This is a genomic window from Polynucleobacter sp. MG-27-Goln-C1 (genome assembly GCF_018881905.1).
In the GTDB taxonomy this organism is placed as follows: domain Bacteria; phylum Pseudomonadota; class Gammaproteobacteria; order Burkholderiales; family Burkholderiaceae; genus Polynucleobacter.
Genome location: NZ_JACVPM010000002.1, coordinates 1 through 14,043, shown reverse-complemented (window position 1 = coordinate 14,043; position 14,043 = coordinate 1). Strand labels below are relative to the sequence as shown.

Annotated in this window: 17 protein-coding genes; 15 read left to right on the top strand and 2 right to left on the bottom strand. The window is 44.4% G+C overall.

The genetic code is table 11. From position 1 onward, the window contains the following. The first annotated feature begins 12 nt into the window (after positions 1-12). On the top strand, positions 13-315 hold the full coding sequence (locus ICN14_RS04095; RefSeq protein ID WP_216225081.1) for an antibiotic biosynthesis monooxygenase: 303 nt from the start codon (positions 13-15) through the stop codon (positions 313-315). An 11-nt stretch (positions 316-326) separates the two neighbouring features. Here ICN14_RS04095 and ICN14_RS04090 read toward each other — a convergent pair whose 3' ends face one another. Next, entirely contained in the window at positions 327-1,094 is a 768-nt protein-coding gene (locus ICN14_RS04090) for a sulfurtransferase (RefSeq protein ID WP_216225079.1), read from the bottom strand. A gap of 48 nt (positions 1,095-1,142) precedes the next feature. Between ICN14_RS04090 and ICN14_RS04085 the strand changes: the two genes are divergently transcribed. From ICN14_RS04085 to ICN14_RS04060, 6 genes are all read left to right on the top strand, one after another. Beyond that, a complete protein-coding gene (locus ICN14_RS04085) occupies positions 1,143-2,183 on the top strand; it encodes a tripartite tricarboxylate transporter substrate binding protein (RefSeq protein WP_255535962.1) in 1,041 nt (346 codons plus the stop codon). A 9-nt stretch (positions 2,184-2,192) separates the two neighbouring features. Then, the gene (locus ICN14_RS04080) at positions 2,193-2,744 is read left to right on the top strand and encodes a carboxymuconolactone decarboxylase family protein (RefSeq protein WP_216225077.1); all 552 of its coding nucleotides are present in this window, start codon (positions 2,193-2,195) and stop codon (positions 2,742-2,744) included. A gap of 6 nt (positions 2,745-2,750) precedes the next feature. Next, positions 2,751-3,944 carry a class I SAM-dependent methyltransferase gene (locus tag ICN14_RS04075; RefSeq protein WP_216225076.1) on the top strand — a complete coding sequence of 398 codons (1,194 nt, stop codon included), beginning with the start codon at positions 2,751-2,753 and terminating at the stop codon, positions 3,942-3,944. A gap of 168 nt (positions 3,945-4,112) precedes the next feature. Continuing rightward, the gene (locus tag ICN14_RS04070; protein ID WP_216225074.1) at positions 4,113-4,655 is read left to right on the top strand and encodes an energy transducer TonB; all 543 of its coding nucleotides are present in this window, start codon (positions 4,113-4,115) and stop codon (positions 4,653-4,655) included. Between the two features lie 25 nt (positions 4,656-4,680). Beyond that, positions 4,681-4,833 carry a hemin uptake protein HemP gene (gene hemP / locus ICN14_RS10425; RefSeq protein WP_370624823.1) on the top strand — a complete coding sequence of 51 codons (153 nt, stop codon included), beginning with the start codon at positions 4,681-4,683 and terminating at the stop codon, positions 4,831-4,833. 84 nt (positions 4,834-4,917) lie between these two features. Next, a complete protein-coding gene (locus tag ICN14_RS04060) occupies positions 4,918-6,975 on the top strand; it encodes a TonB-dependent receptor domain-containing protein (RefSeq protein ID WP_216225071.1) in 2,058 nt (685 codons plus the stop codon). Between the two features lie 41 nt (positions 6,976-7,016). Here the strand turns inward: ICN14_RS04060 and ICN14_RS04055 are convergent, their stop codons facing one another. Then, positions 7,017-7,439 (bottom strand): VOC family protein, encoded by a 423-nt coding sequence (locus tag ICN14_RS04055; protein ID WP_216225068.1) that lies wholly within the window; start codon positions 7,437-7,439, stop codon positions 7,017-7,019. A 122-nt stretch (positions 7,440-7,561) separates the two neighbouring features. Between ICN14_RS04055 and ICN14_RS04050 the strand changes: the two genes are divergently transcribed. The 8 genes from ICN14_RS04050 to ICN14_RS04015 form a co-directional block, all read left to right on the top strand. Beyond that, a complete protein-coding gene (locus ICN14_RS04050; RefSeq protein ID WP_216225065.1) occupies positions 7,562-8,551 on the top strand; it encodes a tripartite tricarboxylate transporter substrate binding protein in 990 nt (329 codons plus the stop codon). A gap of 45 nt (positions 8,552-8,596) precedes the next feature. After that, positions 8,597-10,348 carry an IlvD/Edd family dehydratase gene (locus ICN14_RS04045; RefSeq protein WP_216225064.1) on the top strand — a complete coding sequence of 584 codons (1,752 nt, stop codon included), beginning with the start codon at positions 8,597-8,599 and terminating at the stop codon, positions 10,346-10,348. Positions 10,349-10,531: 183 nt separating this feature from the next. Beyond that, entirely contained in the window at positions 10,532-10,888 is a 357-nt protein-coding gene (locus ICN14_RS04040; protein ID WP_216225061.1) for a hypothetical protein, read from the top strand. An 83-nt stretch (positions 10,889-10,971) separates the two neighbouring features. Next, the gene (gene pal, locus ICN14_RS04035) at positions 10,972-11,466 is read left to right on the top strand and encodes a peptidoglycan-associated lipoprotein Pal (protein ID WP_216225059.1); all 495 of its coding nucleotides are present in this window, start codon (positions 10,972-10,974) and stop codon (positions 11,464-11,466) included. 78 nt (positions 11,467-11,544) lie between these two features. Next, positions 11,545-12,051, top strand: a complete 507-nt coding sequence (locus ICN14_RS04030; RefSeq protein WP_216225057.1) for a hypothetical protein — start codon at positions 11,545-11,547, stop codon at positions 12,049-12,051. 4 nt (positions 12,052-12,055) lie between these two features. Then, positions 12,056-12,364: a hypothetical protein gene (locus tag ICN14_RS04025; RefSeq protein WP_216225055.1), complete on the top strand. Its 309-nt coding sequence runs from the start codon at positions 12,056-12,058 to the stop codon at positions 12,362-12,364. A gap of 48 nt (positions 12,365-12,412) precedes the next feature. Continuing rightward, entirely contained in the window at positions 12,413-13,183 is a 771-nt protein-coding gene (locus ICN14_RS04020) for a serine hydrolase (protein WP_216225053.1), read from the top strand. Between the two features lie 645 nt (positions 13,184-13,828). Continuing rightward, positions 13,829-14,043 (top strand): hypothetical protein (locus tag ICN14_RS04015; RefSeq protein ID WP_216225051.1); only part of this gene is annotated, 215 nt, incomplete at its 3' end.

Sequence of the window (14,043 nt, the reverse complement as noted above, 5' to 3'; positions counted from 1 at the left end):
AAGGAAATTCCCATGATTTTGGAGCACTGCGATCTAGAAATTGACCCTAGTAAGGCCGCTGAGTTTGAAGAGGCTATTTTGCGTGGCGTTAATACCGTCATTGCCAAGGCTAAAGGGTTTCGAGGATTTAAGGTTAATCACAGTATTGAAACCCCAGCGCGCTACTTGCTATTGATTTATTGGGATAGCCTTGAGAACCATACGGTGGACTTCAGAGGTTCCGACGCCTTTGCTGAATGGCGTGCAATTGTCGGCCCATTTTTTGTAAAGCCACCTTTTGTTGAGCACATGACTTTGGTGGGTAAATCGAGCTAAGGGCTTTGCTATTAGGCGGTTTGTTTTTTTCGGATAGAGCGCTCTAGTGGGATGGAGTCTAAGTTAGGCTCCAGCGCTTCCCGTTCATCAAATACAAAGCAGGTGCCGGTGTAGTGTGCGGAGCCAACTTCTTCAAAGTACTTGAGGATGCCGCCTTCAAGTTGATAGCTATGTTGCATGCCGATCTCACGCATGTAGAGGCCAGACTTTTCACAGCGGATTCCGCCAGTGCAAAAGCTCACTAGAGTTTTATCAGCCAACTCATCTTTATGCGCAGTGATTGCTGCGGGAAATTCTGTAAATTTCTCAATATTGAAATGCAGTGCATTCTCAAAAGTACCGTATTCGACTTCGAAGGCGTTGCGTGTGTCCACCATGACTACAGGACGCCCTAGATCATCAGTGCCTCGGTCAAGCCATTCCTGTAGTTTTTTTGGCGTAATGAAATTCGCGCGACCCTCTTCCGGACGAATCGTCGGGTGATTCATGCGGATGATTTCATTCTTAATTTTGACCAACATTTTTTTAAATGGCTGTGTTTCAGACCAGCTATCTTTTGCCTGAAGTGGGGCAAAGCGAGAATCTTGGCGCAGCCAATCTAGAAAGCCGCGTAATTCAGCTTCCTCTCCTGCCAAGAACATGTTGATGCCTTCGGCGGTCAAGAGAATGGTTCCTTTTAGATGGCGAGCATTGCAGTCGTCCAATATCTTCGCGCGTAGCTCCGTCAAATTGTCTAGGCTGACAAATAAGTAGGCGGCTATGTTCAAAATTGGTTTCATGGTTAATCTCATCTGGCTCCGGCATCTATTATCGAACAAGCTGCTGAGATGGGTGGTAATCTTGCAGTCTTAATTGAGGGGGATGATGTGATGCCGATTTTCTTGAAAATAACCAAAAAAGCGCTCTTATTGAGCCTATTTCTGATGTTTGGTGCTTCTGTTGTTAGCGCTCAAACGGCTGGAGTGGGCACTTGGCCGACCCAAAAGCCCATTCGCCTGATCGCTGTTTTCCCGCCGGGCGGCTCTGTGGACCAAGTGGCGCGTACTTTAGCCCCGGCTTTGCAGGCAGAACTCAAGCAGAATGTGATTGTCGAGAATGTCGGCGGAGCCTCTGGAGTGATTGGTACTGCAGCGATGACGAGGTCTGATCCTGATGGTTATACCTTTGCGGTCGTATTTGACACGCATGGCGTAAATCCAAGCCTCAAAGACAAGCTTCCCTACGACACGATTAAAGATATCGCGCCTGTAACCCTAATTGGTACCTCACCAATGGTTCTGGTTGCGAGTAAGAGTTCTGGAATCACTAGCTTTAAGCAATTAGTTGATCAATCCAAGGCTGGCAAACAATTTAGCTATGGTTCTATTGGTATCGGTAGCTTGGGACATTTAGCAATGGCACGTTTGGCCAAACAAGCAGGCTTTGATTGGAATCACATTCCTTATCGTGGCGGCGGCCCTTTAATGCAGGATGTTCTTGGCGGTCAAGTGCAGTTGGCTATTGGCTCAGAGTTTTTGGTCAAGCCACACATTGATAGTGGCGGCGTAATTCCCTTGGTAATCACAACCGCCAAAAGATCTCCTCAGTTGCCAAATGTTCCGACCATCTCTGAAAGTGGCTTCCCTGGATTTAATGCGCCAGCATGGTGGGCTGTATTGGCTCCAGGCAAAACACCTCCTGCGATTGTGAATGCGATGAATCAGGCTGTGACAAAGGCGCTTAAGACGCCATCAGTCTCTGAGAAATTAAAAACACAGGGCATTGAAATTGTTGCCGGTAATCCAGAGACGCTGCGCGACTTTATCGGCAAGCAAATTGCAGTCTGGGGCAAGTTTGTTATTGAAAACAATATTAAAGAAACACAATAAGGATTAAAGATGAGTGAACGTTTAATTCCTTACCAGCCGATGGATTTGGCTGAGCCTGCTGAGCTTGTGGCAGCTATTCGCAAGAGGCGCGGTGGTCAGTTTATTAACTTAGACCGTATGCTCTTGCATAGCACCCCCATTGCTGAGGGATGGAATCATTTTGTAGGTGAGATCCGCAATAACCTTTCTTTAGATCCAAAATTGCGTGAACTTGCAATGTGTGGTGTCGCAGTTCTGAATGGCGCGGAATATGAGTTCTTTCATCATGCTCCGCCCTTTATCAAAGCTGGCGGTACCGAAGAGCAGGTTCAGGCGTTGCGCTTAATTGGCCAAGCTAATTTTCCAAAGGCTCTTTTCTCGGATGTGGAAAACGATGCTGCAGAGTTGACTTTTCAGATGACGCGCAATATTCAGGTGGATAGCGCTTTGATGAAGCGTTTGCAAGCCACCTTAGGAAATACGGACACTGTAGAGTTGGTGACTGTAGTGGCGGCTTACAACATGGTCTCTCGATTCTTAATTGCTTTAGATGTCAACCCAGAGGAGCACCCTCCTGAGTAAGTCATGATGCAAGATGTTTCCATTTTCTGGGAAGAGGGCGGTCAAGCTTGCTCTGCAGTTTGGCATTCTGAAAATGGTATTGCAGTCCATAAAAAAGTGGTCACTGCTGATGACACCTTAACGGCTGATGATGCTTATCATTTGGCCTGCGAAGGGACTGCGATCCTTTGGAAGGGAGATTTCCAGAATGCTCGCCAGCTATTACAGGCTTTGGTTCGACGAATAGATAAGCCCTCGAAAAAATCTAAGCGTGCAGGCAAGAGGGTGGATAAGTCAGCTGATACTGCCTCCAAGAAAACAGCAAAAGATATCTTCAATCAGCATCGGCTTATTCAGTCTCAACGAGCCCGAATACTGGGCATGTTGTTAATCCAATGCAACCAAGACCATACGATTTCATTACGCCGTGCACCGGATATATCGCTGGCATGTGCAGAAGCTTATGGCGCTGTCAGCCATTCTTATGTAGTTTCTTTGCGTGAGCTCTTGGGTGTAGTGAGTGCTCATGAGTGGCGAAAAAATGGGTTGCCTATTCTGGCTGATGAAAATGGTGAGCCAGTGTTTGTTCACCCCCATTACGGTGTTTTCTCACCCGTTCGTGGCGAGTACATTGAGCTGATCTGCAACACTCCATTGCCCAAAGCTTTAGAAGCTGAATCTACGGCCTTTGATATTGGTGTTGGCACTGGAGTGCTCTCTATTATTTTGGCTATGCGGGATGTGCAGAAAATTATTGCCACCGATCAAGATGATCGAGCACTCGCTTGCGCCAAAGAAAATATCGCACTGCTAAATCTGGGTTCGCAAATAGAAATTGTGAAAGCCAATTTATTCCCATCAGGAAAAGCTTCTTTGATCGTATGCAATCCACCTTGGGTTCCTGCAAGACCTAGCTCTACTTTAGAGCATGCGGTTTACGATCCAGACAGTCAAATGCTCAAAGGATTTTTGGCTGGAGTAAAAGATCATTTATCGCCTGAGGGTGAGGCCTGGTTAATTCTGTCTGATTTAGCTGAGCATCTAGAGTTAAGAACTCGGCAAGAACTGCTCTCTTGGATTGAGAGTGCTGGTCTGGTTGTTCTAGGATGCATTGATACCAAACCAAAACATCCGAAAGTATTTGATGACTCAGACCTTCTTCATTTTGCAAGAGCAGTTGAAGTCACTTCACTCTGGCGCTTACAAATTCATCATAAGTAGTAGCTTCATCTAGCAAATCCTCTCAATACCCTTTAATCATGCGGGCCTTTCATTTAAAGGGTTGTTGGCACATAAAGCATCCAATAAAATAAATGAGAATGATTATCATCATTCAATTTTGAGTTGATGTGTGTGAGGGATTTGTTTCTTGATGGGAAAAAATTAAAGATGAGTACATCCAAACTCATTCCTCTTTGGGTGATTGGGGTGCATATTTCCATCATTTTTGGAATGGGAATATTTCAAGAGAGGACTCCGCAGACTTTCATGCCAGATAGGCTCACTCTCAGCTTGAAGGGCTCGCTCGATCGTCCCACCATATCCAAGGTATCAGAATCAACTAAGGATATCAATGTAGCTAATAGTTATCTTGTATCAACGATTGCTAAGGACTCAAGTCATCATGAGTCAGCCGCATCATCTCCGACATCTAAAACCCTTCGTGATAGAGATATATTTTTAAATCCAAAACCAATTTATCCACTGTTAAGCAGGAGAATGCGTGAGCAAGGTGCCGTTCAACTCAAGTTATGCATTAATGAGCAAGGTAATGTGGAAAGTGTTTTGTTGGCTAAAAGTTCTGGCCACGAAAAGCTAGACAGATCGGCTATGGACGGCGTTAGGGGGTGGAAATTTTCTGCCCTAGAGTCTGGGGAGCAAGCCCTCTCTCACTGCTACCATCTTCCGATCCACTTCAGGTTAGAGACTTAAATTGAAATCAGAGTTCAGCGACCTTATGGATGATTTCCGTACGCCTCAATTGAATCTAGATAAGGTTATTGCTAGTGCGACTCTATTTGGGAAAGAGAAAACCGTTGTCATCATCCATGATGGTGAAAGATATATTTTAAGAATTACTAAATTAAAGAAACTTATTTTGACCAAATAGCAACGTACTAATTTATTAGCCAGCAAAAGTATTTTGATATGCGATTAGCCAGCGATTTGATGTTTTTATCCCTGGAGATTGCATATGAAGCAAAAAAAATTGGCATGGGCTTTACGCTTTGCCTTAGTTTGTGGGTATTCCTTAGCATCCGGTATTCAAGCTAAGGAAATTGATTTACCAAGAATTGACATTGTCGGTAGCGAGGAAAATGCGCGTTCAAAAATTCCAGGCACGGTAGATGTGATTAATCAAAAGCAATTAGAGTTACTTCAGCCCTTATCTATTCAAGATGCCCTTAAGACTATTCCGGGTATCAATATACGGGGCGATGAGGGTGGTTTAGGATCCATTCCCAATATTGGTATTCGAGGACTTAATCCCAGTCGTAGTCAGAAAGTGTTGTTACTGGAGGATGGCGCACCTATCCACCCCAGTTTATTTATTTCTAGCGCCTCTTATTACAGCCCGCCTGTTGATCGTATGAGTGGCATTGAAGTTTTAAAGGGGGCATCAGGCTTGCAATATGGCCCGTCTAATATTGGCGGAGTCATTAATTACCTCACCAAGACTCCAGAAGAGGGCTTTAAGCTTTCCGGTAAAGCGGGTAATTATGGTTATCAATTTGCTCAAATTGAGGCCGGCGGAAAGTCAGATAGTAATGGTGCTGTCGCAGGTATCAACATCATTAAGTCAGAGAGTGATGGTTACCAAGACAATGGTTTCAAAATGTATGACATTCTTTTCAAGGGTGGGGTGGCCATTGATCAAAATCAATGGCTGAGCCTTAAATATACCCACTATGACAACAATATCAATACCTCATATGTCGGCTTAAGGCCAAATCAATATGACGCTAGATTTTCAGGGAATCCCGCTCCCAACGATTACTTTATTACACAGAGAAATGCCGTCGATTTGAATCACTCTTGGGAGTTGGGTGCTGCTACAAAAATGAACACATTGCTATATTGGAGTCGCTTAGATCGAGATTATTGGCGTCAAACTATCAGTGGTCGCACTGCGGATAAAACTAGTTTTACTCTTTGTAATGGCAGTAATGATTGTATGTTTGGGCGAAATCGTGAATTTCAAATGCTTGGAGTGGATTCACGAGTGTCCCATGCTTATGAGGCAATGGGTATAAGTAATGAGTTTGAATTCGGACTGCGGCTACATACTGAGACGCAATCAAACCAGCTGGTAGCTTCCCGAAGTCTGGCTAAGTCCGGAAGAGTGACCGGGCATGAAGAAAATAAAGCTAATTCAGTAGCTCTCTTTGCGCAAAATAGGTTCTTGCTATCAAAAGACTTTGCAGTTACTCCTGGTGTGCGTATTGAAAGCTATAACCAATCTAGAAATAATGTTCTGTCTGAAAAGTCAGGGAGTGCAAAGAATTTAGAAACTGTTCCGCAAATTGGAGCAAGCTGGCAACTGATTCCAGAAGTACAGCTTTACTCGAGCATATATAAAGGATTTGCGCCCGCTCAATTAGCAACTGCCATTAGCGAAAAGGGCGTGGATCAACAATTGGATCCTGAGAGATCAACGAATTTCGAGTTTGGTCTCCGGAGTGTAAATAACGGCTTTAACTATGATGCGGCGATATTTAGCATGAACTTTAGCAATCAAATCGTCAATCAAAGTCTTGCTGCAGGCATTACCAAAGCCAACGGCGGTAAGAGCTTACATCAGGGCATGGAATTATCATTGGGGTATGGGCTTGAGTCGGGATGGGGTCTAAGTGGGAATCTAACTTATGTTCCAGTAGCCAAATTTGTTGGCAATTCATCTATGGGGAAGGATGGAAACCGCATCCCATACACATCAAAGTTGGTATCAAATTTAGGTGTCAGCTATCAGAAAAATGACCTCAATACCTTAGTTAGCTTGAATTACTTATCACCTCAATTTGCCGATTCAGCAAATACCGTCTTGCCAAACTCCATTGGTACTCTAGGAGAAATCTCTGCCATCACTACCGTTAATTGGAGCGCGAATTATGCGATCAATAAAAGTTTGAAAGTATTTGGTGTGGTGAATAACTTGTTGAATAAGCGCTATATTGCCAGCAGAAGTCCTGATGGGATTTTTGCTGGCGCACCCATCAATTTTCAGGCGGGTATGAGTTACCAGTTTTTCTGATGCAGTAGATAGCTTGTAGTCAGTTTTTCCATCCAAGTCAATTATTTAGCAAATAGCTGACTTGGATCTTCAAATGCTTTGAACTCCAAAGCATTGCCAGCAGGATCTAAGAAGAACATCGTAGCCTGTTCGCCAACTTTGCCTTTAAACCGTATCTGCGGCTCAATGATGAATTTGATGCCACTCTTAGTTAGTCGATCCGCTAATGCATGCCAATCTGGCATCGTCAGAACCACCCCAAAATGTTTTACGGGAACTTGATGTCCGTCAACCTCATTTGAGGCTGCATTGCCGCATTCTTGAGGTGCGAGATGGGCAACGAGTTGGTGCCCAAAAAAGTCAAAGTCAATCCATTCATCTGAGCTACGACCTTCAGCACAACCTAAGGTGCTTCCGTAAAAGGTGCGGGCTGCCTCCAAGTTATCTACGGGAAATGCAAGGTGAAAAGGTTGAATAGCTGACATGGTGGTCCTTGGCATTAATGTGGTACTAAGCTTAGCACGCTCAAATGTGTGCGATAGCAAAGTTTAGTATATTGAGATCATAAAAATAAAGCTGTTCAATAAAGCTGCATACGGAGACAAAAATGATTACGTTTCAATTCGGTAAATTATGCCGTTCCATTGCCCAAGGCGCACTCATTCTTGGATTTTCTGCTGCAGTGCACGCCGCTTATCCAGATAGACCCATTAAGCTGATCGTTCCCTATCCTCCAGGCGGAGCAACTGATGTGATTGGACGCATTCTCGCCAAGAATCTTGGTGAATCCTTAGGTCAGCAAGTTTTAGTTGAAAATCGCGGCGGCGCCGGTGGCAATATTGGTGCAGAGGCTGTTGCTAAGGCAAACCCAGATGGCTATACCTTGTTGATGGGTGCTGTGACATCGCATTCAACTATGGCGACTCTCGAAAAGGGTAAATTGCGCTACGACCTACTGAAGGATTTCACGCCAATCATGATTGTTGGCTCAGTTCCTTTGGTAGTCGTTGTTAATCCCAATGTCCCGGTCAGAACCTTGAAAGGCTTGATTGATTATGCAAAAGCCAATCCAGATAAATTGAATTACGCCTCTTCCGGTGCGGGTGCGCCTCAAAGAATGGGTGCAGAGATTTTCCAAAAAGAAGCGGGCATCAAAATCACGCATGTGCCATATAAGGGCAGTGGTCCTGCCATGACTGATTTGGTTGCAGGTCAGGTCAATATGATGGTGGAGACGGTTCCAGCAGCGTTGCCATTCATTATCGCTGGTCAATTGCGTCCGTTGGCAGTAACAACTGCTAAGCGTATCTCGATGTTGCCAGACGTTCCTACCACCGCTGAGTCGGGTATGCCGGCTTTAGAGGTGAGCTCCACCTTCGGCGTTTTAGCCCCAGTTGGCACACCGGTAGCGATCATTGATCAACTCAACAGTGCTATCGCTAAACTCTTGGTAAACCCAGAGGTTAAAGAGGCTTTTTTAAAGCAGGGAGTCTATGCTGCAACGCCGACAAAGCCTAAGCAATCGGCAGAGTTGTTAGCTGCGGAAGTAAAGCGCTGGGAAAAAGTGATTAAAGAGGCGGATATCAAAGCTGAGTAGTACTGAGTTGTAATTTCTATTTATTTTTTATTTAAAGAATTATTTATGACAAGCAATGCGAACAAAGAGAAAAAACAATCCACAGAGAGTGGTTTGCGTAAGGGCTTAACGAGCTATGGCGACAAAGGCTTCTCTTTGTTTTTGCGTAAAGCATTTATTAAGGGTGCAGGCTACACCAATAGCGCACTAGATCGACCGGTTATCGGCATCATCAATACAGGTAGCGCATACAACCCATGCCACGGCAATATGCCGCAACTCATTGAGGCCGTGAAACGTGGTGTGATGCTTGCTGGTGGTTTGCCGATGGATTTTCCAACGATCTCTATTCATGAGAGTTTTGCTGCTCCGACCAGTATGTATTTGCGTAACCTGATGTCGATGGATACCGAAGAGATGTTGCGGGCTCAGCCAATGGATGCTGTAGTCATGATTGGTGGTTGCGATAAGACGGTGCCAGCGCAAATGATGGGCGCTGCTTCTGCAGGTCTTCCAGCAATTCAGTTGATCACTGGCTCAATGTTGACCGGCTCTCATCGTAGTGAGCGTGTGGGTGCTTGCACCGACTGCCGCCGCTATTGGGGAAAATTCCGCGCTGGTGAAATTGATGAAGTTGAGAAAGATGAAGTCAATGACCAATTGGTAGCCAGCGTAGGTACTTGCTCAGTGATGGGTACGGCAAGCACGATGGCTTGTATCTCTGAGGCATTAGGGATGACGGTGCCTGGTGGCGCAACTCCTCCCGCAGTGACTGCAGACCGTATTCGGATTGCAGAAGAGACTGGTACTCGCGCTGTGCAAATGGCTAAAGATGGCCTAACAATTGACAAGGTATTGACAGCAGACGCATTTGAAAACGCAATGCGCGTTTTATTGGCGATTGGTGGATCTACAAACGGCATAGTGCATTTAGCTGCTATCGCTGGACGTATGGGTTTAGAGATTGATTTAGATGCGCTCGATAAGATGGGTGATGAGACTCCAGTACTAGTGGACTTGAAGCCATCTGGTGACCACTACATGGAGAACTTCCATGATGCCGGCGGCATGACTACACTGCTTCGTGAGCTCAAGCCTTTACTAAAGCTAGATGCGATGACAGTGACAGGTCGTACTTTAGGTGAAGAGATTGACGCGGCTCCGCCAAGCTTTAAGCAAGATGTCGTGCGCAAGTTTGATAACCCAATTTATCCGCGTGGGAGTATTGCCGTTCTGCATGGCAACTTAGCTCCCGGCGGTGCCATAATTAAACAATCTGCTGCTAATGAAAAACTCATGGAGCACGAGGGTCGCGCTGTTGTCTTTGAAAACAGTGAAGATCTCGCCAATCACATTGATAGCCCAGACCTAGATGTAACGGCTGACGATATTCTGGTGCTTAAGAACATTGGCCCTAAGGGTGCTCCTGGCATGCCTGAAGCGGGATACATTCCGATTCCGATGAAGCTAGCTCGCGCTGGCGTAAAGGATATTGTGCGGATTTCTGATGGGCGTATGAGCGGCACAGCATTTGGAACGATCGTCTTACATGTGACTCCAGAAGCTGCAGTAGGTGGGCCACTCGCGCACGTAAAGAATGGTGATCGCATTCGCCTCAGCGTGAAGAATCGTGAGATTAGCTTGCTGATATCAGACGAAGAGTTGGCTAAGCGTGCAAAAGATAATCCAGTGATCGAGCCGACTGCAGAGCGTGGCTACTTAAAATTATTCTTGGACACAGTCACACAAGCAGATAAAGGTGTCGACTTTGATTTCTTGAGAGCCGTGAAGATGGTTGGAAAAACGCCGAAGAGGTAAAGCTCAGGCAGCATCGGAGCGATCTTAGCTTGAATGTCTTCATATGAAATGAGGCTACCCACTCCTTTAGCAAGCCAGGAATCCTCAAATTAGCATGCAGAATGCGTCTTTAATCTAATTTAGCCGATTTTCTGAGATTTTTGGCTACCCTAGATTTCATCAATTTAGGTATAGAATCACGCCATGCGATCCCGTAATAGATCTATCGTGATTCTTCTTTGCCTCTGCTTGATTTCATTCAAGGCGGCAGCGGGTAGTATCTTTGTTGAGGCTGCCATTGAACGGGCCCAAATTAGCCAAGCATTATTTTCTGGATCAATATCTGATCATAGTCATATCAGCAATCAAACAACTGATGGTCAGCCGCAATCCCATACATTGTTTCTAATGAGCCATGTGACCGCTAATATAAGTGATAACAGCAGCATCATCGTTCCATTTAGCCCTACGGTAATCTTTACATTTGCTCGTTTTAGCAATCTTCTTTTCACGCAGAATTTTCCTGATTCTGCTTTTAAACCCCCAAAAGTAACCACCTAATTTCTTAGGTTTTTTGTCAGCCTTGATTGGCTGGCCATTTTGTTATTTTGGCTAATTTTTAGCCTTTATGGGGAATTATCGTTATGTTCGCGCTTAAAAAACTGCTGCCATTGGCATGCACGGTGCTACTTATTTCTGCATGTAGTAGTGGGGTTAAATTGGATGATTCAAATAACGTAGCATCCATTAATGCTGGTGGATCAATGTCTTACGATCCTATTAGCGATCCCAAGACAAGCGTGTATGGCAAGCGCTCCATTTTCTTTGAGTTTGATAGCTATACGCTTGATCCAAAGTACGCCTCTACCATTGCGGCTCATGCGACCTATCTCAAGACCTTTCATACTCAAAAGGCTGACATCATCATTCAGGGCAATACAGATGATCGCGGTACAGCTGAATACAACCTAGCCCTAGGTCAAAAGAGATCTGAGTCTGTCAAAAGAGCTCTGCTTGCCCAGGGGGTTAATGAGGCCCAAGTGGAGGCTGTTAGTTTTGGCAAGGAAAAACCCATGAATCCAGCGCAAACGGAGGCTGCTTTCCAGGAGAACCGTCGCGCTGACATCGTTTACCGCTAATCCCGTTTACCTCCCCACTTTGTTTTTGTGTGGGGAGGCTTTTATTCCTAATGAACTTATTTAATTAGTGAGATTCGTATGAAAAATATCTATCGTAGTATTGCATTGCTTGTAATTTTATTATCGGGATGCGCCACAAATGTAGCGCCGATTAACAAGCCTGGTAATGACGTTTCGATTGTTAAAGTGAATGAAGTACAGAAAAAGATTGCCTCATGTGTAGCCGAGGTAAATCAGTCAGAGGATGCAAAGTATGTTGATGAACATATTTTGGTGCTAACGGAGAAAAGTCCAAATGCAAAAGAACTTTTTAATTCAAGCGACAAAATTGCCTCTGATCAAGCCGCTGTCTTAAAAAGATTTAAAGAATCCACTTTAAAGTGCCGCGCCATTGTTAATGAGTTGCCTTCCTCAGCTCTGGTGGCTGTTTATACCAATTTCTACATAAATATTGATGCTGTTTACAAAGACTTGATTGATAAGCGAATCACTATCGGGGTTGCTAATCAAGAGAGGTCAATGCGTATTCAGTATGCAAAAGAGAGATGGGCGCAGATTCTGAAAGCGGAAAAAGGAAGCTCATAAGATGATGGAGGCGGAATACCGGTTTGTCTGCGGATCCTGTGAGTACGAGTGTATTAGCGGTATCGGCGTTGAAAAAGGCCCGCATTTTTCCAAAGCTGCAATGGTATGTAATCGCTGCGAAGAGATAGATACATTTGCAGTTCCAAACCCTGGCGCCATGGTTGATTTACCTACGGGATCTACAGTTTGTAAAACCTGCGGCTCTTCTGATCAGCTTGTCGTCTGGGATGGGCTGACATGCCCCCATTGCAAAAAGCGGATGAAGGCAGTGGGAACAAACACAAAGACTGCGCGCCCATTTAAATATTGGTAAAACTTTAAAGATATGTATAAATTTTTTATTCAGTGCGTCTTAGGATGCATGTTCTTTCACGCCCCTGTGTTTGCAGAAAATAACCGTTCCAATAATATTCATTCAAATATTGCCTATGTTGTTGATGTTGACACCGGGGAGGTATTAGTTGATAGAAATTCCTCGGTCATCTCACCAATAGCTTCGATCTCTAAGCTGATGGCGTCAATAGTTGTTTTGGATTCAGGCCAAGGGTTAATGGAGCCACTCAGGATTGAGAGAGAGGATATTGCTCAGCAGTCGAGTGCAAAATGGAAATTAAAGGTGGGGACGGAAATTAGTCGAAAAAGAACTTTGCGGATTGGTTTAATGTCGTCGGAGAATAGGGCGATTAATGCTTTGGCAAGGTCTTATGTGGGAGGAAGGGATGCATTTGTTGCCGCCATGAATCTGAAAGCAAAAGAACTTGGAATGGTACATACCCATTTCATGGAGCCTACTGGGCTCTCCTCGCAGAATGTTTCTACAGCACAGGATTTGATTCTTTTATTGGAAGAATCTATGCGATACCCTTTGATTCAAGAATTTTCAACAACAGAAAAATTTAGTGTTGTTGATGGCGTCCATCCCCCGCAGCCGTTTGTAAATACCAACCCCATTGTTCGTAATGAAGTCATGGATGTTTTGGTGCAAAAGACTGGTTATATTGCAGCCTCAGGTCGCTGCCTAGTCATGGAGGCAAAGATCAAGGGTAGAAAAATTGCTATGGTTTTTTTGCAGTCTAAGGGGAAAAATACTCGCTTCAAGGATGCTCTTTTTGCCAGAGCTGCAGTTGAGTAGAGCTGCCTAAGATTTAATATTCTTTGAGGTGGAATGGAAAACGCCACCTAGATAGGTGGCGTTTAACTGTTACATACTTCAAAATGGTGGGTCGGCGGAGATCGAACTAAATACCATTTTATAGCCCAAAATCAAATGGTTACTTGCAACCAAAAAGGTACGAATTTCAAAGAGTACCCCCAAAAATACCCCCAGATTTAATTCGTACAATTTGACTAAATTGTCTTCATATTTTGGAGCTGTTGGGCCTAGTGCATCGGCTGGTATTAATGGCTCAGAAAATAAAAAAAAGAGTTAGTCTGTTTGTAAAAACAAGGTTAACGGAAATAAAGAAGCTCTGCTTTTGGTAAGTCTTGTCTACTTGTTTGCCCGCTTGCTCATTTTTACAGGAAAAAAAGGGGTCTTTGCCGTCTGATGAGTCGTTTACTCCGGTGATAAATGTTTTGAGGGCGGCAACCCTAGCTTCAATGCCGCTTCTATTCCCATTCCTCTTCGCTTAGTTGTTCAGCTGGGCTTATGCAGTATCAAAGATTACGATTTATTTTGAGATTGTGTTGATGAGCTCCAATAGCCTTTCAATTGCAAGGAATATTGCCCCTTGTTTATGGGGTTGATAAATTTCGCCTCTAAATTAAAAATTGATTGGTGAAAAATTTTCTTATTATTAAGCGTTCCGAGTCCCATTTTAATGCCCTAAATAACGCTTTTATGGCTCATCCAAAGCTCCCCGAAACCAATCTACCGGTAGTACTTCTTTATTCAGATGAGTCTATCATTGAGCAATTGGAGCTTCTTGGAAAAATTAAACGGGAATGGCCTGGACTTAAGCTTATTTTTTCAGGTAACTTGGGGGCCAGTGA